The sequence below is a fragment of the Actinomadura sp. 3N407 genome, from assembly GCF_052245875.1.
Lineage (GTDB): Bacteria > Actinomycetota > Actinomycetes > Streptosporangiales > Streptosporangiaceae > Spirillospora.
The window spans coordinates 1-24990 of record NZ_JBQQBP010000023.1 but is presented as its reverse complement, the minus strand read 5'-3'; the positions used below and the strand labels follow the sequence as shown (position 1 = coordinate 24990).

The 24990-nt window shown below is 69.1% G+C and carries 16 protein-coding genes; 13 read left to right on the top strand and 3 right to left on the bottom strand.

The genetic code is table 11. The annotated features are described in order from the left end of the window. Window positions 1-6: 6 nt before the first annotated feature. Both ACTWPP_RS38515 and ACTWPP_RS38510 read right to left on the bottom strand, forming a co-directional pair. A complete protein-coding gene (locus ACTWPP_RS38515) occupies window positions 7-216 on the bottom strand; it encodes an MbtH family protein (protein ID WP_443109384.1) in 210 nt (69 codons plus the stop codon). A gap of 1690 nt (window positions 217-1906) precedes the next feature. Next, complete coding sequence (locus tag ACTWPP_RS38510) at window positions 1907-2158, bottom strand: DUF5988 family protein (protein WP_443109383.1); 252 nt, start codon at window positions 2156-2158, stop codon at window positions 1907-1909. Between the two features lie 1286 nt (window positions 2159-3444). On the opposite strand from ACTWPP_RS38510, the gene ACTWPP_RS38505 reads away from it, so the two are divergent. From ACTWPP_RS38505 to ACTWPP_RS38485, 5 genes are all read left to right on the top strand, one after another. Next, window positions 3445-4161, top strand: coding sequence for an AfsR/SARP family transcriptional regulator (locus ACTWPP_RS38505; RefSeq protein WP_443109382.1), 717 nt, complete (start codon window positions 3445-3447; stop codon window positions 4159-4161). A 125-nt stretch (window positions 4162-4286) separates the two neighbouring features. Continuing rightward, the gene (locus tag ACTWPP_RS38500; protein ID WP_443109381.1) at window positions 4287-4895 is read left to right on the top strand and encodes a dTDP-4-dehydrorhamnose 3,5-epimerase family protein; all 609 of its coding nucleotides are present in this window, start codon (window positions 4287-4289) and stop codon (window positions 4893-4895) included. A gap of 60 nt (window positions 4896-4955) precedes the next feature. Beyond that, window positions 4956-5954: a Gfo/Idh/MocA family protein gene (locus ACTWPP_RS38495; protein WP_443109380.1), complete on the top strand. Its 999-nt coding sequence runs from the start codon at window positions 4956-4958 to the stop codon at window positions 5952-5954. Between the two features lie 55 nt (window positions 5955-6009). Beyond that, window positions 6010-7188 (top strand): nucleotide disphospho-sugar-binding domain-containing protein, encoded by a 1179-nt coding sequence (locus tag ACTWPP_RS38490; RefSeq protein ID WP_443109379.1) that lies wholly within the window; start codon window positions 6010-6012, stop codon window positions 7186-7188. Between the two features lie 120 nt (window positions 7189-7308). Then, window positions 7309-8463 (top strand): DegT/DnrJ/EryC1/StrS family aminotransferase, encoded by a 1155-nt coding sequence (locus ACTWPP_RS38485; RefSeq protein ID WP_443109378.1) that lies wholly within the window; start codon window positions 7309-7311, stop codon window positions 8461-8463. 72 nt (window positions 8464-8535) lie between these two features. Here ACTWPP_RS38485 and ACTWPP_RS38480 read toward each other — a convergent pair whose 3' ends face one another. Next, on the bottom strand, window positions 8536-9318 hold the full coding sequence (locus ACTWPP_RS38480; protein ID WP_443109377.1) for a class I SAM-dependent methyltransferase: 783 nt from the start codon (window positions 9316-9318) through the stop codon (window positions 8536-8538). A 229-nt stretch (window positions 9319-9547) separates the two neighbouring features. Between ACTWPP_RS38480 and ACTWPP_RS38475 the strand changes: the two genes are divergently transcribed. From ACTWPP_RS38475 to ACTWPP_RS38440, 8 genes are all read left to right on the top strand, one after another. Next, on the top strand, window positions 9548-10087 hold the full coding sequence (locus tag ACTWPP_RS38475; protein WP_443109376.1) for a flavin reductase family protein: 540 nt from the start codon (window positions 9548-9550) through the stop codon (window positions 10085-10087). Between the two features lie 158 nt (window positions 10088-10245). Next, on the top strand, window positions 10246-11142 hold the full coding sequence (gene rfbA, locus ACTWPP_RS38470) for a glucose-1-phosphate thymidylyltransferase RfbA (protein WP_443109375.1): 897 nt from the start codon (window positions 10246-10248) through the stop codon (window positions 11140-11142). Continuing rightward, window positions 11129-12157 carry a dTDP-glucose 4,6-dehydratase gene (rfbB, locus tag ACTWPP_RS38465; RefSeq protein WP_443109374.1) on the top strand — a complete coding sequence of 343 codons (1029 nt, stop codon included), beginning with the start codon at window positions 11129-11131 and terminating at the stop codon, window positions 12155-12157. Before rfbA ends, rfbB begins: the two co-directional genes overlap by 14 nt. Before the next feature lie 92 nt (window positions 12158-12249). Further along, window positions 12250-13569: an acyl-CoA dehydrogenase family protein gene (locus ACTWPP_RS38460; RefSeq protein ID WP_443109373.1), complete on the top strand. Its 1320-nt coding sequence runs from the start codon at window positions 12250-12252 to the stop codon at window positions 13567-13569. Between the two features lie 5 nt (window positions 13570-13574). Then, window positions 13575-14696 carry a DegT/DnrJ/EryC1/StrS family aminotransferase gene (locus tag ACTWPP_RS38455; protein ID WP_443109372.1) on the top strand — a complete coding sequence of 374 codons (1122 nt, stop codon included), beginning with the start codon at window positions 13575-13577 and terminating at the stop codon, window positions 14694-14696. Window positions 14697-14769: 73 nt separating this feature from the next. Beyond that, window positions 14770-16014, top strand: coding sequence for a methyltransferase domain-containing protein (locus ACTWPP_RS38450; RefSeq protein WP_443109371.1), 1245 nt, complete (start codon window positions 14770-14772; stop codon window positions 16012-16014). 110 nt (window positions 16015-16124) lie between these two features. Then, on the top strand, window positions 16125-16526 hold the full coding sequence (locus ACTWPP_RS38445) for an allene oxide cyclase barrel-like domain-containing protein (RefSeq protein WP_443109370.1): 402 nt from the start codon (window positions 16125-16127) through the stop codon (window positions 16524-16526). A gap of 71 nt (window positions 16527-16597) precedes the next feature. Then, window positions 16598-24990: type I polyketide synthase (locus ACTWPP_RS38440; protein ID WP_443109369.1), on the top strand; the 8393-nt coding region annotated here is incomplete at its 3' end.

The following is a 24990-nucleotide window of genomic DNA, read 5'->3' as shown; positions in this document are numbered from 1 at the left end:
CGGAGTCTAGCTTTGCTCCATGGCTTCGATCAGACTCTTGGGGCGCAGATCGGTCCAGTTCTTCTCGATGTAGTCGAGGCACTCCTGACGTCCGGCCTCTCCGAACACGGTCTTCCACCCCTCGGGAACATCCGCGAACACGGGCCACAGAGAATGCTGCCCCTCCTCGTTGACCAGGACAAAGAAGTTGGCATCAGGATCGTCGAACGGATTCATTACCCACCATCCCCTCGTGTTCGTGACCAGATCAGCGACACTCACTCGCCAGCGCCGCAGCGTAGCCGAGAAAGACGCTTCGGCGGCTGGGGCAATCCGGGGGGGCCGCGGCAACCTCGCCGCCACCGCAACCAGTTCCGGTCCGATTCGGACCCCAGTCGCCGCTCACTATGCAGGAGAGACACGGGCTGATCAACACCTGCGCCCCCGCCGGCACCGCCTCCCGGGCAATCGACGCAGACACCATGCGATCTGCACGCGACATGCGTTCAACTGGGCCGATGCGTCAGTTGAACGCCCTCCGGAGAAACTGTGTCACTGTCACCCGGCCAGCGTCCAACCGCCTCAACGTGCCCACACGCCCTCACCTCCTCTAAGGTGACAACCTTCGATAGCGGTCAGCCTTTCGAACTCAGCGTTACTCGGCGAAATCCAATGGATTCGCAAACGAACATCCCTGGAACACGGGCCCGAGCCAGGGCCGATCGGTGTTGCCACGACACGTGCCGACAAAAGTTCTGCTGGACGTGCACCAAGTGGCGCAAGCAGAACTGAGACGAGAACCTTTCGTTTCCTTCTCAGAAGGTCGTGGATCTGCTTGCCCACTGGCGTCTGACCTGCGGCAAGCACTGCGGGGTCGCGGCACCCAACGCCCACGTCATCCCGGCGACGCGCTGCCCGCCGGTCTGCGAAGACGTGGCGTGCGAGAGCCCAACGACTCTGCGGGCGCCGAGCGGCCCCGCAGCCCCGTCATGACGGCGGTGGCGTTGTCCACCGAGTGCAGGACGGCGGCCGGCACCATCATTGGCGCGGTGGCGTGTCAGACCGGTAGAGGCGTGCCGTCAGCTGGGGATCGGCCGCAGACCGGATACCGGTGGAGGGCGGGAGCGGCCGCCCGGGCCGCGAAGGAGTCTCGGTCCTCTCGTTTCCTGTCGCTGCTGGATCGGCAGCGCATCGCTGCGAGTGGTCCTGCTGAGGCGTGGGGTTTTGTCTCCGGCGTCGGCGACCGGGTCCTGCCGCTCTAAGCGCTGCGGCGCATCTTGCGCCCGGCCCCGATGGTTCGGCCGGTTGGCGCCACCCTTGGCACGGCGTTTGGAGCCGGGCACAACCCGGCGTTCCCTTCATCACGTGGGCCGCGCTCATCCGGATCATCGCGGTCGCCAGCCGTTCGGCCAGACGGGCGCCCGGCCGGCGCCAGCGCGCTCGCCCGCAGTGCTTCACCGGCCGCCACCGACCGGCGGCCGTAGCGCACGGTCAGCCCGGGAACCTGCTCGGCGAAGGTCCTCTTGCCGCAGCTGTCGTTGCGGCACAAGAACCGGTGTACCTGAAGATGCATCAACAACTCCCGATCGCCCACCGCGGTATCGGACAGCCGCTGCTCATAGCGGCTATGCCTGTACCGTGGCGGCGTCCCAAAGCTCGTACACGACGCGGCGATGGTCCACCGTGCAGGGCATTGGCTTCAGCCGGCAAATCGTCATCGGACCACGTGACGGCGGTTGGCTAGGGCGTGCGGGTGATGCGCCGGGCGGCCGGCTCGGTGGCCGCGGATTCCATGGGGCGTAGCGGCGTCCAGCCACACCTGCGCGTTCGGCCCGGCTTCGAAGCCGGCACCTGGGCTCTGATGGCCCGCGAGACGCCCAGGTGCTCGACCGGCGGGTCCGATCGCCGCGTCGTCGCTGCCGGTGGGCTATTCAGCGACCTTGGTCCGCATGGTCCAGCGGAAGACCGGCGAACCATCGCCGCCCGGCCGTGCCTCGTCGACCAGCTCAAAGTGCTCGTAACCACCGCGACAGGGGATCTTGACCCTCTTGGCGGCCAGGTCGTTCCGCCGGAGGCGCAACTCGGACGGGAGGCCGCCGGGGCCACCTTCAAGAACCACACGGACGGTCTCGCAACCGTCGGGACGAGGGGCGTCCATGAAGGTGTCGTTCAGGCTCATGCCTCCAGGGTCACCGACCGAGCTAACGCGGCTCTAAAACGACGCCGCCAAGGCCGTCATCTGCGGTGAGGCCCATGAGCTGCGCAGCGCTCGGCCCACCACCGCGGTGCGCCAGGGCGCGAGCGCCGGAGGGGTGGGAGCTGATCAAGGCGTGGCACGCATTTTTTGCATGACGCGCATATGATCGTTTAGCATACGGACTCTCGACACCCTCGCCAGCTCCCGGGGAAGGGGGCCACATGAAAAAGACCGCGCCCAGTCGAAGGACGAAGACAGGACAACGTCGTGATCATCGAGTGGGCCCATTGCGACTCAATGATGACGAGTTGAGAGCCGTCCAACTGGCGGCCGACAGAGCTGGACTTTCCTTGGGGGCATACGCGACCGAGGCGGTTGTCGGAACAGCACGCGCCGAGCTGGACGGGCCCCCGTTAGAACGTGAAGTCCTGGAAGCGCTACACGGCGTCCAGACCGAGCTGATCGGCCTGATGATGGGCTCTATCCGCACCAAATGCCGTGGCGACTCGATGGATCGGCTCATCAAAGTTCTATCCGACGCGCTGGACGATCTCCAGCACGCCAGGAACGCTCCGGCGCATCGGCGGCCCGCGATTGGGCGGTACCTGCGATAACAAGACGGATCGGCCTGGAGCGCGCCAACCTTCACGGGCGGATCCGTCCTGCCTCACGCGCAGTGGGTGATCCCGCACCATTTGCCCAGCTCTCTCGCCACCACCCGGCATCCCACGGGGCACATGGCCGAGTTGCCGGCGAGTGGGCAAATGAACGTGATCACGTCCGACATGGATAGCGCCATGTCCGACAAGCTGTGGTACAGCCGAGTTAACTTCCAGTAAGACTCCCAGCTTGACATGCATTCCCCCCGACTGTGATTCAGATCACATTCTGCTGGATCTTCTCTCGATTCGCCCAGATTGTTAGCGTGCTTGAGTTCGCGCCGAACGAGGGGCAACGGGGCCAGGAACGGGGGTGTCGACAGGCGCCGGGGAGCGGAGATAACACGCTCACGCGAAATCAGCTCAACGTATTCGCCACATCACTCAAGGTATCACCAAACGTGATGAGGTGATCGTGAGCCCCCTGCTCTGTCATTTCGAGTTTTCGAATCATGTTCAGCCATCGAACTTTCGATCGCCAGCATGTCTCTCCATCGCAGGTTCGCGAATGTTGGAGGTCAAGAATTGAGATACGAGATCTTAGGACCCGTCCGCATCGCGGTAAACGGTGAGTCATCCTCCGTTGGAACGTACAAAATGGAGGTCCTATTGCGGAGCCTGCTGGTCCGCAACGGACAGGTCGTGTCGCTCGACCAGCTGACGCAGGAACTGTGGGGGGAGGCACCGCCCGTGCGTGCTGACGCCTCGCTCCACGTCTACGTTTCGCAGCTTCGCAAGGTCCTCAACAAGTTCTCCCTCAACCGCGATGTCATAACCACACGCGCACCCGGCTACATCCTGAATCTGGGACGTGACGAGCTCGATCTAGACCTGTTCGTCGCACTCCTGGAGAAGGGGCATCTGCAGATGAGCATGCACGACCATGCCGGCGCGTCCGAAAGCCTGACCCAGGCGCTCGGCCTCTGGCGCGAACCCGTCCACGGGTCGTCCTACGAAGGGCCGATCATCCGGGAGTTCGCCAACTGGGCGGACGAACTCCGCGTCGAGTGCGTCGAGCTCCTCGCTCGTTCACTGCTGGTATCGGACCAAGCGAGGGAAGCCATTCGCATTCTCTATTCCCTTATCACCGAATACCCTCTGCGGGAAGATTTCTACGCTTTGCTCATGGAAGCGCTCAGCCGGTCAGGACGTCGGGCCGACGCCCTGGAGGTATACCAGACCGCACGGAAACGGATCCGCGACGAACTGGGCCTGGAACCGTGCCGATTCCTTCAGGAAACGCAGGAGTTCGTCCTTAACGACAGGCTCGACAAGTTCCAGATCATGCACGCACCCAACGGCGGAAAACGCGTACCCGCCAACTGACAGCCGACACCATCACCGCACGACCAGCCCTCCCCGCCGCCCTCCGCCGAAGGGCGATCCCTTCAACACGTCGTTCGGCGCTCGGGTGACTCCGATGAAGACTCCAGCAATCGAAGGAAGCCACCATGGACGGTATTGAAATCTCGGAGACGTCCATACCCGGCGCGTACCGGATCAAAACGAAGCACCTCTCGGATCGGCGCGGCGAGTTCTATGAGGCATGGCGCTTCAGCGAACTCCTCCAGCAGGCCGGCCACCGCTTCGAGATTCGGCAGGTGAACTACTCGGTCTCCAAGAAGAACACGCTCCGCGGCATTCACGGCACCACGCTCCCGCCCGGCCAGACGAAATTGGTCACCTGCGTACGTGGCGCGGCAATGGACGTGGCGGTCGACCTGCGCGTCGGGTCCCCGACATTCGGCAAATTCGACGTGACGCTCCAGGAGGCGGAGGCCGGAGTCGGCGTCTATCTCGCCGAGGGCATCGGGCACGCGTTCCTCGCGCTGACCGACGATACGTGCATGAATTACCTCTGTGGCGCCGAATACGTGCCGGGCACCATGATCGATGTCCAGGCGCTCGATCCGGCGATAGGAATCCCCTGGGAGCTGGATGGTGCACCGATCACGTCGGACAAGGACGCGGCGGCCCCCACCCTCGCCGAGGCGGTCGAACGCGGCCTGCTGCCGACTCACGAACAGGCGCTGGCGTCCGCGGAACCGCACCTTCTCTGAGGCGATCACCCAACCGCGCACCTTCATCGAGTCATCACCGAGATCTGCATAGGAGTTCTCATGGAGCATTCGGGGAACGTCACCCCGGTTCGTGTTGGAGTGATCGGGTGTGCCGATATCGCATGGCGGCGCGCGTTGCCCGCGCTGGAGGCCGAACCGCTCACCGAAGTGACGGCCATCGCCAGCCGGCAATGGGACAGGGCAAAGCGATTCACCGAGCGGTTCGGGGGCGAGCCCGTTGAGGGCTACACCGCGCTGCTGGAACGTGACGACATCGACGCGGTGTATGTGCCTCTTCCGGCCGTGCTGCACGCGGAGTGGATCGACCGGGCGCTGCGGGCCGGCAAGCACGTGCTCGCGGAGAAACCACTCACCACCGACCGGGACCAAGCTGAACATCTCTTCAAACTGGCCGGGGAACGACGGCTGCTGCTGATGGAGAACTTCATGTTCCTCCACCACCCCCAGCACCGGCAGGTCGCGGCCATGCTCGAGGAAGGCGCCATCGGAGAGGTCCGGTCGTTCGCCGCCGGCTTCACGATCCCTCCCAAGCCGCAGGGCGACATCCGATACCAGGCCGACGTGGGCGGCGGCGCGCTGCTGGACATCGGCGTCTACCCGATCCGCGCGGCCAGTCTCTTCCTCGGGATGAACCTGGACGTCGCGGGGGCGGTTCTGCGTCATGAACGGTCGCTGGGCGTCGTGGTCGGGGGCAATGCGCTCCTGACCACCGAGCGAGGAGTGACCGCACAGCTCACGTTCGGCATGGAGCACTCCTACACCAACGGTTACGAGTTCAGGGGCAGCACCGGCCGCCTATGGCTGAACCGTGTCTTCACGCCTCCGGCGACCTATCTGCCGGTGGTCCAGATCGAGCGGCAGGATCATGCCGAGCAGATCGTCCTGCCCGCGGACGACCAGTTCGCCAAGAGCATCCGCGCCTTCGCCCAGGCGGTTCTCGACGGAGAGCACCCCGAAGACTGGTCCAGGGACTCGCTGAGTCAGGCGTCCCTGGTGGACGCCGTCCGAGCGAACGCGCGAAACATCTACTTCTCCTAGACGCCTGTTTCACAGCATCGATCGGCGCTGCCGCACTATCGCAAGGGATCCTTTCATGCGGGTTCTGTTCACCTCGGCCACCTTCGCGTCGCACCTGTACCCGCTGGTCCCACTGGCGTGGGCATTCCGCGCGGCTGGGCACGAGGTCCGGATGGCCGTTCAGCCACCGCTCCTCGACGAAGTGACCGCGGCGGGCCTGCCCGCGGTCGAGGTCGGCCGCGGCTTCGACTTCATCAGTGAACTGAAGCAGGCCGTCAGCGGCACCGTGGCGCAGTCCGGCGGCGCCCCACCGAGCATCGAGCGGATCGTCGTCCCGCACATCCGGAACGCCGAGGCCATCGCGGACGACCTGGTCCCGTTCGCGCGCCGCTGGTCGCCGGACCTCGTCGTCGCGGACCCGGCGGCCTTCGTAGCGCCGGTGATCGCCAGGGCGACGGGGGCGCCTCTGGTCCTGCACACCTGGGGGCCGATGCCGCCCCAGCTGTGGGCCGACATAACGTCCGAGCAGCAGGTGCGCGCTAACTGGCCCAAGGACCTGGTCGCGTTCTTCGACGAGCGGGACGTGCCGCTCGGCCCCGACTACGCGGCCCATGTTGTGGACCCCTGCCCGGACGAGCTGCTCGCGATCCGGATGCCGAACCGGCAGGCGGCGCGGTTCGTTCCGTACAGCCGGTCCGCCGTCGCACCGTCCTGGCTGAACGAACCCGCGCGATGGCCGCGGGTGTGCATCACCTGGGGCACCACCACCGGCCAGTTCGCGGGTGGCGAGGCCCTGAAGGCTCCACTGCTCATCATGGACGCGTTGGACGATATGGACGTCGAGGTCGTCGCGCTTCTCGGCAACGTCGATCCCGAACTGCTCGGCACACGCGGCGAGCACGTCCGCGTGGTGGACTGGTTGCCGCTCTCCACCCTGCTCCCGACCTGCGACGTGCTCATCGACCAGGGCGGCCCCGGCACGGTCCTGGCCGCCGTCGCCTACGGCGTGCCACAGCTCGTCGTACCCTCCATCAGCGCCCAGCCGATGGGCGCCGAACTGCTGAGGGCGAGCGGAGCCGGAACGTCGATGAAACCCGAAGAACTCACCGCGGACACCGTCGCGGACGTGGTCTCCGAGCTGCTCACCGGAACGTCCTTCCGGGACGCGGCCCGATCGATGAGCGAGCGAAACGCCGCCCGGCCCTCCCCCGCCGAGACCGTCACCACGCTCGAGGCGCTCGCCACACGGACATGACCTTCCTCGGCCCCCACGGCCGGACCCGCCCACAAGCCGGAGGAAGAACGATTTAGAAGCTTTTCAGTCGGGCTGCCGATACTCGGAATAAATGGAGCGGTCTGTGTCGGGAGTCGCGTCATGATTAATGTCACCCAGCCCAGTGTCGGCGCGGAGGAACTCGCAGCGATCGGCGAGGTGTTCGACAGCAAGTGGCTCGGGTACGGACCCCGCACCCAGAAATTCGAGGAACAGTTCGCCCGGCACCTCGGAGTACCGGCCGAACACGTACTGTTTCTCAATTCGGCGACGTCGGGGCTCTTTCTCGCCGTGGAGCTCCTCGGCATCGGGCCGGGTGACGAAGTCGTGCTGCCGTCGAACGGGTTCGTCGCCAACGCCAACTCGGTGGTGGACGCCGGTGCCCGTCCGGTGTTCTGCGACATCGACGAGTTCGGCCTCAACCCCAGGCTCGAGGACGTCGCCGCCGCGATCACTCCGCGCACCAAGGCAGTGATGATCCTGCACTACGGGGGTTACCCCGGTGAAGTGGAGAAGATCGCGGCCCTGTGCGCGGAGCGCGGCATCGCGCTCATCGAGGACGCCGCGGTGTCGGTCGCGTCCACCGTGCACGACCGAGCCTGCGGCACGTTGGGCGACTTCGGCGTGTGGAGCTTCGACGCCCGCAAGGTCATCACCACCGGCGACGGAGGCATGCTCTACACGCGCGACCCCGAGGTGGCCCGCCGGGCGCGTCGGCTCGCCTACCACGGACTTGAGGACCGCAGCTCCTTCACCACAGCCGCCAAGTCGCCGCATCTGTGGTGGAGCTTCCAGATCGAGGACGTCGGGCGCCGCCTCATCGGCAACGACATGACCGCGGCGATGGGTCTGGTACAGCTGGGCCGGCTCGTCGAGTTCGTCGATCGGCGGCGGGCGATCGCCGCCCGGTACGACCGCGCGTTCGCCGACACTCCGGACGTCCGGGTCCCACCCCCGCTGCCGCAGGGCCACGTCTCGACCCATTACTTCTACTGGGTGCAGTTCGACGGTACCGACACCCGGAATGAAGTGAGCGAGAGTCTGCTGGACAAGGGCATTTACACGTCTTACCGCTACTACCCGCTGCACCGTGTTCGGCGGTACGGGGCCACGGACGCCCTCCTGCCGAAGACGGACGCCGTGTCGGACAGGTCCCTGCTGCTGCCGGCACACCAGGCCCTGCTCGACGAGGAGGTCGACATGGTCGCGCAGGAAGTGATCAAGGTGGTCGAGTCCCGTGGCGGGTCCCCGGCCTGAACGAAAATGCGCGCAACGAAAATGCGCGCGGCCCGTTGAAAGGCCGCGCGCATCGGTCGATCAGGAAGCCGACTAGCCGGGCAGCCGACCGATCAGGTGAAACATTCTCGCGGTGCACGGGTAGGGCATCTGGTCGGCCAGGGCGAGTTCCAGCTTCTCCAGCCTGGCGAAGAACTGGGGGTCGAACTTGATGTCGTTGTCCGCGATGAGATTACAGACGTTCATGACACCGTGATGGCCGATGATGACCAGGCCGACGTCGCGGAGGTGGTCGCCGATCTCGTCCGCGGTCAGGACGGGTACGTCCTGGCCGTACACCTGGTTGGGCTTGACCCTGGAGTCCACGGCGTGCAGGGCCGCGTCAAGGTCCAGTTCGCGAACGGCGGCCTCGAGCGATACGGCGTGAGCGTTGGGCCCGACCACGGACAGCAGGCCGCCCGGCTTGAGGCATCGCACGACCGATCTGACCACGGCAGCGCGGTCCGGCACATATTGAAGCAGGTTGTGGCACAGGATCAGGTCGAAGGTTTGTCCTTCGAACATGGCCGCTACGCCGGCCGCATCACCTTCCCGGACTTCGACGCGGTCGGCGACTCCGCTCCGGGCGGCGAGTTCCCGGGCGCCGTCAAGGGACACCGGCGCGATGTCCACGACGGTGACATGGTGGCCGCGCGCGGCGAGCCGAACGGCGTCCCGGCCGTTGCCGCCCGCCACGTCCAGGACGCGCAGCGGCTGCTCGCCGATATGGCGGAGCACGTTGGCTCCGACGATCGAATAGCGCAGCCGTCCCCACGGGGTTTCCTGCCACTGCTGGAAATTGGAAAGGCGCTGGTCGAAAACCATGTTGTCGATCATGCTACCTCCGAAGCGGGGTGGTGGACGGCCTCACCCGGGCCGATGACGTCATTTTTCTCCAATTGATATCCCGGCTCCCTAAAACGGCACTAAACCAGAAAGGGGCTCGGCGGCTCCGGCCGGCACACGATCGCCGGCGGGCGCAAGGCCGGCTTTAGCCGTTCGGGTGACCATGAACGGACGGCGACCGGACCGTGCCGTTCGGCGGAGCACTCGCGGAAGGATTCGCATGGCGAAGAGCCAAATCGAGCCGCGCGACGGTCTGCTCGGTGCGCACCGAGCAGACCCCGATCCGACCGAGTTCCGCCGGGTGCTGGGGCATTTCGCGACCGGTGTCGCCGCGGTCACCGGAATCGACGTCGACGGCCCGGCAGGGCTGCTGGTCAACTCCTTCACCTCGGTCTCACTCGACCCGCCCCTGGTCGCGTTCTGCGTCGGGCGCGACAGCGTGAGCTGGCCACGGCTGAACGCGGGCCGGCGGCTGTGCGTCTGTTTCCTGGCCGCCGACCAGCGTGATCTGGCGCGCCGCCTCGCCGTTTCGGGCGCCGCCAAGTTCCACGGTGTGTCCTGGTCACCGTCCCCGTCCGGACTGCCGGTCGTCGACGGCGTGCTGGCGTGGCTGGAATGCGCGGTGGAGGCCGAGTACACGGCGGGCGACCACGTCATCGTGGTCAGCCGCGTCAACCTTCTCTCCTGGCCCGACGACAAGGCCCGCGCCGGGCCGCTGGTCTTCTATCGCAGCGGGTTCGGACGGTTCGTCGCGGAATGACATCGCGGGCGACCAGCGCCGGAGCGCGATACGCGACCCGGGTGCAAGCCCCGTCCCGCCCGTTCTTAGATCTCCTTAAGAAGCCTTTTGTGTCACAACAATAGACTGCTCGGCGATTGCATTCTGCGACTCGCACAATTAGACCAGAGGTGCCGCCCGTGAAGGGAATCATTCTGGCCGGGGGTACGGGAACGCGTCTCCATCCGCTGACCGCCACCCTCTCCAAGCAATTACTTCCGGTTTACGACAAGCCCATGATCTACTACCCGTTGTCCACGCTCATGCTGGGCGGCGTGCGGGACTTCCTCGTCATTTCGACGCCAACGGACCTTCCGATGTTCCGGAGGGTGCTCGGCGATGGCGTGGAATTGGGCCTGCACATCTCCTACGCCGAGCAGCCGCAGGCCGCCGGCATCGCCGACGCATTCCGGCTCGGCGCCGACTTCATCGGCTCGGACCCGGTGTCCCTCATCCTGGGCGACAACATCTTCCACGCCCCGGAACTGCCGGACGTCCTGTGGCGCAGCCTGACGGACGTCGACGGCTGCACGCTGTTCGGCCACACGGTGTCCGATCCGCGGCCGTACGGCGTGGTGGAGAAGGGGGCCGACGGACGCGTGGTCGGCATCGAGGAGAAACCGTCCCGGCCGCGCAGCTCGGAAATCGTGACGGGCCTGTACGTGTACTCCCACGACGTCGTCGAGATCGCCCACCAGATCACGCCGTCGGCACGCGGGGAACTGGAGATCACCGATGTGAACCGCGTCTATCTGGAGCAGGGCCGGGCTCGGCTCCACTCGCTCGGGCCGGGCAGCACGTGGCTGGACGCGGGCACCTACGACGGGCTGCTGAGCGCGGCGCATTTCGTCCGGGAGCGGCAGAGCCGGGGAGGCCGGATCGCCTGCCTGGAAGAAATATCGCTTCGCCTGGGCTACATCGACGCCGACGCCTGTCATGCCCTTGGCCGGAAACACAAGAACTCGGAATACGGCCGGTACGTAATGGAGATCTCCAGCGAGAGGAACCGGGGCAGGCTGGAACATGTCGCCGAATAATCGCGTGGTGGTCACGGGAGGCGCGGGATTCATAGGGTCGCACTACGTGCGGCAGATGCTGACCGGCGCGTACCCGGAATTCGATGACGCCTCCGTGGTCGTGTTCGACAAGCTGACCTACGCGGGCAACGAGGAGAACCTGGCCCCCGTCCTCGACGACCACCGGTTCGAGCTGGTCGTCGGCGACGTTTGCGACGCGGACCTGCTGAACGAGGTGCTGCCGGGCGCAGACGTCGTCGTGCACTTCGCGGCGGAATCCCATGTGGATCGGTCGATCATCGGCCCGGCCGACTTCATGCACACCAACGTGCAGGGAACCCACACCCTGCTGAACGCCTGTCTGGACGCGGGCGTGCGGCGGGTCGTCCAGGTGTCCACCGACGAGGTCTACGGCTCGATCAAGACCGGTTCGTGGACCGAGGACCACCCGCTCGAGCCGAACTCGCCGTACTCGGCGTCCAAGGCGAGCGCGGACCTGGTGGCCCGTTCCTTCTACCGGACGTACGGACTACCGGTGTGCGTGACGCGGTGCTCCAACAACTACGGCCCCTACCAGTTCCCCGAGAAGATCATTCCACTGTTCATCACGAACCTGCTGGAGGGCGAGACCCTTCCCCTGTACGGCGACGGCGGCAACGTCCGGGACTGGCTGCACGTGGACGACCACTGCCGCGCCATCCAGCTCGTCGTGGAGGGCGGACGGCCCGGCGACGTCTACAACATCGGCGGCGGGACCGAGCTCACCAACCGTGACCTCACGGCGCGGCTGCTGAACGAGACGGGCGCGGACTGGTCCGCGGTCCGGAACGTTCCCGACCGTCCGGGACACGACCAGCGGTACTCGGTCGACTGGACGAAGATCAAATCGGAGCTGGGCTACACGCCGCGCATCGACCTGGAGGACGGCCTCGCCGAGACGGTTCGCTGGTACGTCGAGAACCGCTCCTGGTGGGAGCCGCTGCGCAGAGCGGCGCCCCGGCCGCACGCCGACTCCCCCGCCGGGGTGACGGCCTGACCCCCGGGTGCGCGTCCAGACGATCGGGCGGCCGGCAGCGGACGACCGAGAGCACACCGATGACCGCCGACGGAAAGAGTACGGAGCACGTCATGACGGAGCAGGTCATGTCCCCGAGGACGGTACGCCGGGACACGACGACGGGACTCGATGCACCGGTCACTCCCGAGGGCCGCCTCCTGATGGAGCGGCTGGCCGGGCATCTGCCGCGGATGCGGTCCACCGCGGCGGAGAACGACCGGGACGGCAGGTTCCCCACCGAGACCTTCGCCGCACTCCGCGAAGACGGCCTGATGGGCGCGACGGTTCCGGCCGAGCTGGGCGGACTGGGGGTGGACCGCCTGTACGACGTGGCGGTGGCGCTCCTCCACGTGGCGCACGCCGACGCCTCGACCGGACTCGCGTTGCACATGCAGCTGAGCCGGGGCCTGACCCTCGGCTACGAGTGGCGGCACGGTGATCCGCACGCCCGTGCCCTGGCCGAGCGGCTCATGCGGATGATGGTCGCGGGCGACGCGGTCGTTTGCTCGGGCATCAAGGACCACCATTCGGCGGTGACGACGCTGACGCCCGACGGTTCGGGCGGATGGCTGCTGTCCGGCCGCAAGACGTTGGTGACCATGGCGCCCATCGGCACGCACTTCGTCATCAACGCGTCCACGGAGGGGACGGGCGAGCCGCCGAGACTGGTGTCCCCGGTCGTCTGCCGCGACACTCCCGGGTTCACCGTGCTGGACAACTGGGATGGTCTCGGGATGCGGGCCTCCGGGACCGTGGACATCGTCTTCGACAAATGCCCCATCCCGGCCGAGGACGTGCTGGTGCGCGACTTAGTCGGCGCCCGGAACGACGCGGTGCTCGCCGGTCAGACGGTCAGCTCGGTCTCCATGCTGGGGAGCTACGTCGGCGTCGCGCAGGCCGCGTACGACCTGGCGGTGGAAGCGCTCTCGCGCCGGTCCGGCGCCCCGCAGCCGGCGGCGCGGACCCTGGTGGCGGAGCTGGACGCCCGCCTGTACGTGCTGCGCGCGACCGTCGGGACGGCGCTGACCGTGGTCGACGCCCTCAACGCCGACCTGTCCGGGGAACCCGGCGAACGCGGCAGACAGATGATGCGGCATTTCCAGCGCGCCAAGCTGACGGTCAACCAGCTGGCCCCGTCGATCGTCAATGACTGCCTCACCCTGCTCGGCGGCGCGTCCTTCACCGGGGCCCATCCGTTGTCCCGGCTCTATCGCGACGTCCGGGCGGGCGGGTTCATGCAGCCGTACGCCTACGTGGACGGTGTGGAGTTCCTGAGCGCGCAGGCACTCGGGATCGAGCGGGACAACAACTACATGAGCACTTGGGCGGCCCGCCACAAGAGCGGCACAAATTCAGCGGACTCATCGCGTTCTACGCCAATGTCACGGTGAGGGAAATGACGACTCGTGTATGGGATTACCTGCCGGAGTACGAGCAGGAAAAGGCGGACCTTCTGGCGGCCGTGGAAACGGTCTTCGAGTCCGGGCAGCTGATTCTCGGTAAGAGCGTGCAGGGCTTCGAGGCCGAGTACGCGGCCTACCACGGAGTGGCGTACTGCGTCGGCGTCGACAACGGCACCAACGCCGTCAAGCTGGGGTTGCAGGCACTGGGGATCGGGCCCGGCGACGAGGTGGTCACGGTGTCGAACACCGCGGCCCCCACCGTGGTCGCGATCGACGGCACAGGCGCGAGGCCGGTCTTCGTGGACGTGCGCGAGGACGACCACCTGATGGACACCGACCTGGTCGCGGACGCGATCACACCGCGCACCAAGGCGGTGCTGCCGGTGCACCTTTACGGGCAGTGCGTCGACATGGCGCCGCTCCAGCGTCTGGCCGCCGAGCGCGGGCTGGTGATCCTGGAGGACTGCGCGCAGGCGCATGGCGCCCGCCGGGACGGCAGGACGGCGGGGACGATGGGTGACGCGGCGGCGTTCTCGTTCTATCCGACGAAGGTGCTCGGGGCTTACGGCGACGCCGGGGCGGTCATCACCGACAACGCGGAGACCGGCCGCAATCTGCGGCAACTGCGCTACTACGGCATGGACAAGGTCTACTACGTCGTCCGGACGCCGGGGCACAACTCCCGTCTCGACGAACTCCAGGCCGAGATCCTGCGCCGCAAGCTGCGTCGCCTGGACGCCTACATCGCGGGTCGCCGCGAGGTGGCGCGCCGATACGAGGAGGGCTTGGCCGACCTCACCGGCCCCGGCGGGCTGACCCTGCCGTCGGTGACGGAGGGCAACGAGCACGTCTACTACGTGTACGTCGTCCGGCATCCCCGCCGGGACGAGATCATCGAGCGGCTCAAGCGGTACGACATCTCGCTGAACATCAGCTACCCGTGGCCGGTCCACACCATGAGCGGGTTCGCCGGGCTCGGGTACGCCGAGGGATCGCTGCCGGTCACCGAGCGGCTCGCCGGCGAGATCTTCTCGCTTCCCATGTACCCGTCGCTGCCGCGGGACCGCCAGGACAAGGTGATCGACGCGCTGCGCGAGGTCTTGGCCGAGCTGTGACGTTCCGGAACCCGTCCCGAGTCCGAACCTCGGCCGGCCGCCGGGAGTCCGTACCCACCGAAGGAGTTCGATCATGCCTGGAGCGACCGACGCGACCGCACCGGTCTCCTGCCGCATCTGCGACGGCGACGTCGAAGAGTTCCTCGACCTGGGTCGGCAACCGCTGTCCGACCGATTCCCGGCGCCGGACGACGAGGGCGAGGAGTTCTTCTACCGGCTCGGTGTCGGCCGGTGCCGCACGTGCACCATGGTGCAGCTGACCGAGGAGGTTCCGCGGCACCTGATGTTCCACGAGGACTACCCGTACCACTCGTCGGGCTCCTCGGTCATGCGGGAGCACTTCGCCAAGGCCGCGCAGCGGTTCCTCGCCACCGAGCTGACCGGACCGGACCCGTTCGTCGTGGAGGTCGGCTGCAATGACGGGATCATGCTGGGCACGATCCAGGCGGCGGGCGTCCGGCATCTGGGGTTCGAGCCCTCGACGGGCGTGGCCGAGGTGGCGCGCTCGAAGGGGATGCGGATACGCACCGACTTCTTCGAAGCGGCGACCGCCATGGAGGTACGTGCCGCCGAGGGGCCCGCGGACGTCATCTACGCGGCGAACACCATGTGCCACATCCCGTACCTGGAGTCGGTTCTGAAGGGTGCCGACGCGCTGCTCACCCCGGACGGCGTGTTCGTCTTCGAGGACCCCTACCTCGGCGACATCGTCGCCAAGAACTCGTTCGACCAGATCTACGACGAGCACTTCTACCTGTTCTCGGCCGGTTCCGTGCGGGCGATGGCCGAGCGGTTCGGGTTCGAGCTGGTGGACGTGGAGCGGTTGCCCGTGCACGGCGGCGAGGTGCGCTACACGCTCGCGCGGGGTGGTGCGCGCACGCCGACGGCGGCCGTCGGGCGGCTGCTCGCCGACGAACGCGACCGGAAGGTCACCGACCTCGCGTCGCTACGGGCGTTCACGGCGGACGTTCACAAGATCCGCGACGATCTGGTGGCGCTGCTGGAGCGGCTGCGCGCGGAGGGACGCCGCGTGGTCGGGTACGGCGCGACCGCGAAGAGCGCCACCGTGACGAACTTCTGCGGGATCGGCCCCGACCTGGTGTCGTTCGTGTGCGACACGACGCCGAGCAAGCAGAACCGGCTGACCCCGGGCCGGCACATCCCGGTCAGGCCCGCGGCGGCATTCTCCGACCCGTACCCGGACTACGCACTGCTGTTCGCCTGGAACCACGCCGAGGAAATCATAGCCAAGGAGCAAGAATTTCAGCAGTCCGGCGGTCGCTGGATCCGCTATGTACCCGAGGTGCACGTGACCTGATGAGGCAATGACAATCAGTGACACCCTAGCTTGAATTAAGGCCCTGCTGCGCATGATGCTTTGGCGGGCATTCCTTCCGCCAAAGCGTCGCAACCTTAGAAGGGACTTTCATGCACCTGGAAAATCTTCGCGAAGTCTGCCACACGACGGTGCACCGGGAGACCCGCCCCGGTGTCGGGCACCACGTCACTTTCACCGAGGAGCTCTACGACCCGGACGGCAATCTGGTGTCCACTTCGGAAGGCATGGCCGTGGTGTTCGGAAACCCCGAGGACGGCGGCCTGATGCAGCTGATGACGGCCACCGAGAAGCTCGCGGACGGCGTCATCAGCTGGACCGGGACGGTCCGCCAGGAGGATCCGAACAGCGGCGAATTCGCCGTCAACCGGCTTCCCGCGATCGGCGTCAGCGGCCGTTACGCCGGAAAGACCGGAACGCGGACGTTCAAATTCGTCGAACGGCCCGACGACCACACGACGATCGCCGAGGCCACCATTTACATGGAGGACTGAACCGCCAGGTGTGCGAGGAAGGCTGCCAGGACGCCATGACGGATTTCGCTGAGTTGGGGGGCGCACGCCCGGTGTCGAATGACCCGATCGCCATTGTCGGACTGTCCTGCCGTCTGCCCCAGGCGCCGGATCCGGCGGCGTTCTGGCGGCTGCTTCGCGACGGCCGGTCGGCCATCACCGAGACCCCGGCCGACCGCTGGACCGGCGCGGCGCGGACGGCCGGGCTCCGGCACGGCGGGTTCCTCGACGACGTGGACGGGTTCGACCCGGCGTTCTTCGGCATCTCACCCCGCGAGGCCGCGAGCATGGACCCGCAGCAGCGGCTGATGCTGGAACTGGCCTGGGAGGCCCTAGAGGACGCGATGATCGTCCCTGCGACGCTCGCGGGCGGCCGCACCGGCGTCTTCGTCGGGGCCATCGGCGACGACTACGCGGCCCTGCTGCACCGGCGCGGCCCCGAGGCCGGCACCCAGCACACGCTGACCGGGACCCGCCGGGGCATCATCGCCAACCGGATCTCGTACGCGCTCGGGCTGCGCGGCCCGAGCCTCACCGTGGACACCGCGCAGTCGTCGGCGCTGGTGGCCGTGCACCTGGCCTGTGAGAGCATCGCGTCGGGCGAGTCGGCCACGGCGCTGGCGGGCGGTGTCAACCTGAACGTGGCGACCGGGACGGCCCTGGAGACCGAGCGGTTCGGCGGTCTGTCGCCGGACGGCCGATGCCACACCTTCGACGCCCGCGCCAACGGTTACGTGCGCGGTGAGGGCGGCGGGTTCGTCCTGCTGAAGCCGCTGTCGCGCGCGCTGGCCGACGGCGACCCGGTCTACTGCGTGATCCGCGGAACCGGCGTGAACAACGACGGCGCCACCGACGGCCTCACCGTCCCGAGCGTGGACGCTCAGCGGGACGTGATCCGGCTGGCCCACCAGAAGGCGGGCCTGGAGCCCGGCGATGTCCAGTACGTGGAACTGCACGGGACCGGCACCAGGGTGGGCGATCCCATCGAGGCCGCGTCGGTCGGTGCGGCTCTCGGCGTTGCCCGCTCGGACGGGCCCGTGCACGTCGGCTCCGCCAAGACCAACGTCGGCCACCTCGAAGGCGCCGCCGGGATCGTCGGTCTCATCAAGACCGCGCTCAGCGTGAAGCACCGCCAGATCCCGGCGAGCCTGAACTACGCGGCGCCGAACCCGAGGATCGACCCCGCCGCGCTCAACATCGAGGTGCGCACCGCCCTCGGCCCGTGGCCCCGGCCGGACGCGCCGCTGGTGGCGGGCGTCAACTCGTTCGGCATGGGCGGGACGAACTGCCACGTGGTGGTGGCCGAACCACTGGCCGTCGCGCCGGACACGGCCCCGGCACAGGACACGGCCCCTCCCGCCATGCCGGTAATACCGTGGGCGTTCTCCGCGAGGGACGAGAAGGCGCTCCGCGCACAGGCCGCGGCGCTGCGGGCCGGCGTCGAGGAGCGGACGGATCTCGAGCCGGTCGATGTCGGCTGGTCGTCGCTCACCACCCGGTCCACCTTCGAACACCGCGCCGTCGTCCTCGGCGCCGACCGCGACGGGCTGCTGCGCGGTCTGGCGGCGGCCGCCGAAGGGGAGGACACGGCCGGCCTGATCACGGGCCGGATCACCGAACCCGGCAAGACGGTCTTCGTGTTCCCCGGGCACGGCACCCAGTGGCCCGGCATGGGGCTGGACCTACGGGAGAACTCGGCGGTGTTCGCCGAGCACCTGCACGCCTGCGACGAGGCCCTGCGACCGCACACCGGCTGGTCGCTTCTGGACGTCCTGCGCGGCGGGCCCGGTGCCCCGGACATCGACCGCGTCGACGTCGTCCAGCCCGCCATCTTCGCCGTCACCACCGCGCTGGCGCGGCTGTGGCAGCACCACGGCGTCACTCCCGACGCGGTCGTCGGCCACTCCCAGGGCGAGATCGCCGCCGCCCACATCGCCGGAGCCCTCACCCTCGACGACGCCGCGAAGATCATCACGCACCGCGGGCTCGTCGCCCGGACCATCGCCGGCACCGGCGGCATGGCCGCCGTCCCCCTCCCCCCCGACCGGGTCACCGATGATCTGACCCGCTATTCCGGGCTGAGCGTCGCCGGGGTCAACTCTCCCCACGGCACGGTCGTCTCCGGCGATCTGGACCCCCTCAGGCGCCTCCTCCACCACTACCGAGAGCGCGGCGTCAACGCGCGTCCGGTTCCGATCGGCTACGCCTCCCATTCGCCCCACATCGATCCTCTCCGCCAACAGCTTCTCGAAGCCTTCGCCGACATCACCCCCACCGAGCCCCACATTCCCTTCCACTCGACCGCTCGCCCTGGCACGACCCCCGCGTTCGACGCCGAATACTGGTACGACAACCTCCGCAACCCCGTACAGTTCCACACCGCTCTCACCGGGCTTCTTGATGCCGGTCACACATATTTCATCGAAACGAGCCCCCATCCGGTTCTCGCCACGTCCGTCCACCACACCATCGACGCCACCGACGGCGACGCGGTCACGGTCGGCACACTCCGGCGGGACAAGCCGTCCTGGCCGGCGTTCGTCACCTCCATGGCCCGCCTGCACGTCCAGGGCGGGCCTGTCGACTGGGAATCGCTCTTCGAGGGACGGCGGCCTCAACGGGTGCCGCTGCCGACCTACCGCTTCCAGCGGAGTCGCTACTGGCTTCCGTCGGAGGCCGAGCAGCGCGAGACCCCTGAACCCGAGACGACGGCGCCGGAGAGGCCGAGCGCCCCCGTACCGCAGTCGGCGGCCGACCGCCTGGCCGCTCTGCCGAAGGCGGAACTGAAGCGGGCGCTGGTGGACCTGGTGCGGAAGAGAGCGGCCGCCGTCCTCGAACACGCCGATGACGCGGGCATCGACATGGGGCGGTCGTTCAAGCGGCTCGGCTTCGACTCGCTTCTCGCAGTGGAACTGCGGAACAAGCTGGTGGCCGCGACCGGGCTCGATCTGCCGGCGTCCCTGCTGTTCGACCATCCGACGCCGGCGGTCCTCGCCGAGTACCTGCACGACCGGCTCACCGGAGCCACCGACGCGCCACCGCGGGACGCACCGGCGATGACGGTCACCGCCGGTCCGGACGACCCCGTCGCCATCGTGGGAATGGCCTGCCGCTTCCCCGGCGGCGTGCGCTCCCCCGAGCACCTGTGGCGGCTGGTGGAGACCGGGACCGACGCCATCTCGGACTTCCCCGGCGACCGCGGATGGGACCTGAACGCCCTCTTCGACACGGACGCGGACTCCTCGGGCACCTCCTCGGTCCGGCGGGGCGGGTTCCTGATGGACGCCGACATGTTCGACCCGGCGTTCTTCGGCATCAGCCCGCGTGAGGCACTGGCGATGGACCCGCAGCAGCGGCTGCTGCTGGAGGTCTCCTGGGAGGCCCTGGAACGGGCGGGCATCGACCCGCTGTCGCTGCGCGGCGGCCGGACGGGCGTGTTCGTCGGGGCGATGTCGCAGGAGTACGGGCCGCGCCTCACCGAGGGAACCGACGGGCTCGGCGGCTTCCTGCTCACCGGCACGACGGCCAGTGTCGCCTCCGGTCGCATCGCCTACACGCTAGGGCTGCAGGGCCCGACGCTGACCGTGGACACCGCCTGCTCGTCATCGCTGGTGGCGCTGCATCTCGCCCTCCAGGCGCTGCGCGACGGGACATGCCCGCTCGCCATCGCGGGCGGGGTGAACGTGATGGCCTCGCCCGGCATCTTCGTCGAGTTCAGCCGCCAGCAGGGGCTGTCCCCCGACGGCAGGTGCAAGGCGTTCGCCGACGCGGCGGACGGCACCGGCTGGTCGGAGGGCACCGGGATGGTGGTGCTCGAACGGCTCTCGGACGCGCAACGCAACGGCCACCGGGTGCTGGCCCTGATCCGCGGGTCCGCGATCAACTCCGATGGGGCGAGCAACGGGCTGACCGCGCCGAACGGGCCGTCCCAGGTGCGGGTGATACAGCAGGCGCTCGCCGGCGGCGGTCTGGCGCCGTCCGACGTGGACGCGGTCGAGGCGCACGGCACCGGCACCAGGCTCGGCGATCCGATCGAGGCGCAGGCCATCATCGAGACCTACGGGCGGGACCGTCCGGTGGACGCGCCGCTGTGGCTGGGCTCACTGAAGTCGAATATCGGCCACGCGCAAGCCGCGGCCGGGGTCGGCGGGCTGATCAAGATGGTGATGGCGCTCCATCACCGGTCGCTGCCCCGCACCCTGCACGTGGACGCGCCGACCCGTCAGGTCGACTGGTCGGCGGGGGCGGTCCGGCTACTGACCGAGGCGCGGCCCTGGCCGGAAACGCCGGTGCGGCGGGCGGCGGTGTCGTCTTTCGGCATCAGCGGCACCAACGCGCACGTGGTGCTGGAACAGGCTCCCGAGGAAGACGCGGCCGACACCGGCGCGGCCGGGGACGGCGAGGTGACCGTCCCGTGGCTGCTGTCGGCCCCGTCCGAGCACGGGCTGGGGGACCAGGCGGCACGGCTGCTCCGGTTCATCGACGCCGACCCGGACGCCTCCGTCGCCGACATCGGCAGGGCGTTGGCGACCACCCGTGCTTCGTTCGCCCGCCGCGCGGTCGTCTCCGGCACCGACCGCGCCACGCTGCGCACCGGTCTGGACGCCCTGACGAGCGGAGCGTCCGCGCCCAACGTCACCGTTGGCACGGCGCGTGATCGCGGCAAGGTCGTGTTCGTCTTCCCAGGGCAGGGCTCGCAGTGGGTCGGGATGGCGGCTCAGCTGATGGAGACCTCGCGGGTGTTCCGGGAGGAGGTCCTCGCCTGCGCGGACGCGCTACAGCCTCACCTGGACTGGTCCGTGCGGGACGTCCTGCGCGGGGACGCCGAGACCGCCGGGTCACACCGGTCCGACGTGGTGCAGTGCACGACGTTCGCCGTGGTGGCGGGGCTGGGCGCACTGTGGCGTTCGGTGGGCGTGGAGCCGGACGCGGTGATGGGCCACTCGCAGGGGGAGATCGCCGCCGCCTACCTGTGCGGCGCGCTGACACTCTCGGACGCCGCCCGGGTGGTCGCGCTGCGCAGCACGGCGCTGCTGTCCCTGGCGAACACCGGCGGGATGGTGACGGTGTCCGCCTCCCACGACGAGGTGAAGGCCCTGATCGGCCGCTGGGAGGGACGGCTGTCGGTCTCGGCGGTGAACGGTCCCTCCTCGACGGTGGTCGGCGGGGATGTGGACGTGCTGGAGGAACTGCTGGCACACTGCGACGCCAACGGCGTGTGGGCCCGGCGCGTCCCCGTGGACTACGCCTCCCATTCCCCGCACATGGCGGCGCTCGAGGACGAGCTGACGGAGAGGCTCGCATCGGTCACGCCGCGCACGCCGCGTCTCGCCTTCCGCTCCACCGTCCAGGGACTCCGGCACGAGCCGTTCCGCACCGACGGCGAGTACTGGTACCAGAACCTGCGGCGTCCGGTGGAGTTCGAACCGGCCGTCCGTGCGCTGCTGGCCGAGGGGTTCGGCACCTTCATCGAGGTCAGCCCGCACCCGGTGCTGGCCACGACGATCGAGCAGACCCTGGAGGCGGCCGGCGCCGCGGACGCCGTCGTCGTCGAGTCGCTGCGGCGGGACGACGGCGGCTGGGCCCGCTTCGCCACCTCCCTCGGCCACGCGCACGCCCACGGGATCGACGTGGACTGGCACGCCGTCTTCGACGGGCGCCCGGCGCGGCACGTGAACCTGCCCACCTACCCGTTCCGGCGGCAGCGGTACTGGATCGAGCCGAGCGCCGGCGGCGGGAACGCGGTCGGGCATCCCTTCCTGCACACGGCCACGGAACTCGCCGAGGGCGACGGGCACGTGTTCACCGGCAGGCTGTCACGCTCGGCGCGGCCGTGGCTCGCCGACCACGCCGTCCGGGGCGCCCTGGTGGCGCCCGGCACCGCGCTCTTGGACATGGTCGCGTGCGCCGGGGTCGAGCTGGGCTGCGGCACGGTCGACGAGTTGACCCTGGAGGCGCCGCTGCCGGTGCCGGAGGACGACGACGTCCACATCCAGGTCGTCGTGGGGGCCGTCGACGAGTCGCGGCGCAGGCGGGCGAAGCTGTTCTCCCGGGTCGGTGACGGCGAGTGGACGCGGCACGCCACCGGTCTCGTCTCGGCCGAGTCGTCCGGCGTCGAAACCGTGCCCGCGTCCGAGGTGTGGCCTCCGCAGGGCGGGACGGAACTCGACGTCACCGAGTTGTACGACGGCCTCCGGGAGCACGGCTACGAGTACGGACCGGCGTTCCGGAACGTCCAGGCCGCGTGGCGGCTCGACAACGCCCTGTTCGCCGAGGTCGCCCTCCCGGCGGCGCTGCGGGGCGAGGCGAACCGAACCGGCGTTCACCCCGCGCTGCTCGACGCCGCACTCCACCCGCTGGCGGCGATCGGACTTCTCCGCGAAGACGAGGGCGGGATGCTCCTGCCCTTCTCCTGGACCGGCTTCTCGGCGGCCTCCAGCGGCGCGGAACTGGTGCGAGTGCGCCTCACCCCCACCGGGGCCGGCACCGTCGAGGTCGTCGTCACCGACGACACCGACACCTCCGTCGTCGCGGCGGGCTCTCTGGCCCTGCGGGCGACCGGCGTCGAGCGGCTCGCCCCCGCCCGGACCGTTCGGCACCTGTACGGCGTCGAGTGGCAGCCGCTGCCGCTCGGCGTCCCGGAGACCACCCGCTGGGCCGTGCTCGGCAACGACGCCGCGCCCGCCATTGCACGCGCCGGCGGGCTGACCGCCGACGCGTACCCGGACCTTGCCGCTCTTCGGGACGCGGTCGGCAACGGTGCTCCGGTGCCCGACCTGGTCCTCACCGGTCCGCTGAACGGCGTCGCTCCCTTGGAGGATGGCGTCGCCCCGGACGCGGCGGCGCACTCGATCGCCGAGCGGACGCTCGCGCTGGTTCAGGCATGGCTCTCCGACGAACTCCTGGACGCCGCACGGCTGGTCGTCGTCACCCGAGGCGCGGTGGCCGTCGATGGCGCGCCGGAGGCTCCCTCTCCGGAGGGCGCGACGGCGTGGGGCCTCGTCCGTACGGCGCAGACCGAGCACCCTGGACGGTTCGTCCTGCTCGACCTGGACGACGACGAGGCTTCCGCGCGGGCCGTCGCGGCCACCGCTACGAGCGGCGAACCCCAAGCGGCCGTCCGCGCCGGAGAGGCCCGCGTGCCGCGACTCGGGCCGGTCTCGCGAGCGGAGCCGCCGGACGCGGACGTCCCGGCGCTCGACGGCACCGTGCTGATCACCGGCGGCACCGGCCGGCTCGGCGGTCTGGTGGCCCGGCATCTGGTGAGCTCCCGCGGGGCGCGGCGCCTGCTGCTGGTCAGCCGCCGCGGCGACGCCGCCGACGGCGCCGCGGAACTCGCGGCCGACCTGCGCGCCCTCGGCGCGGAGGTCGCGTTCGCCGCCGCCGACGCGGCCGACCGGGCCGCACTGGCCGAGGTGCTCGCCGCCGTCCCGGCCGACCGTCCGCTCCGCGCGGTCGTCCACCTCGCGGGCGTCCTCGACGACGGGACCGTCACCGCCCTCACCCCGGAGCGGGTCGACGCGGTGCTGCGCCCGAAGGCGGACGCGGCCTGGAACCTGCACGACCTCACCCGCGACCTGCCCCTCACCGCCTTCGTGCTGTTCTCCTCCGCGATCGCCACGGTCGGCGGCCCCGGGCAGGCCAACTACGCGGCGGCCAACGCCTTCCTGGATGCCCTCGCCGAGCACCGTCGTGCGGCGGGGCTCCCGGCCGTCTCGCTCGCCTGGGGCCTGTGGGCCGAGGCCGGCGGCATGACCGTGCACCTCACCGCGTCCGACCGGGCACGGCTGCGGCGCGGCGGCATCGCCGCGATGGACACCGGCGAGGCGCTCGCGCTGCTCGACGCCGCGCTGGCCGCCGACCGGCCCGTCGTGATGCCCGCCAGGCTCGACCTGGGCGCGCTGCGGGCAGAACACGACGAGGTCCCCGCCGTGTTCCGGCAGTTGCTGCCCCGTACGGGCCGGGCGGCCGCGCCGACCGCCGGCCGGAGATCCGCCGCGCTGCCCCGGCGGCTGGCCGGGCTGTCCCCGGCCGAACGGGACGGAGCGCTCCTCGATCTCGTCCGCGCGGAGGCGGCCGGGGTGCTCGGCCTCGACGGGCCCGGCGCACTCGAACCGGATCGGGCGCTCCGGGAGCAGGGCCTGGACTCCCTCACCGCCGTCGAGTTGCGCAACAGGATCGGCACGGCGGCCGGGCTCCGGCTGCCGCCCACGGTCGTGTTCGAGTACCCGACGGCGACGGCGCTCGCCCGGTATCTCGGCGAAAAGATCACTGGTACGGGGGGCGCGGAGCGGGTCGCCGCGGTGGACGTGCGCGGCGACGAGCCGGTGGCGATCGTGGGCATGGCGTGCCGGTACCCCGGCGGTGTCCGGTCCCCCCAGGACCTGTGGCGGCTGGTGGCCGACGGTACCGACGCCATCGGCGAGTTCCCCACCGACCGGGGCTG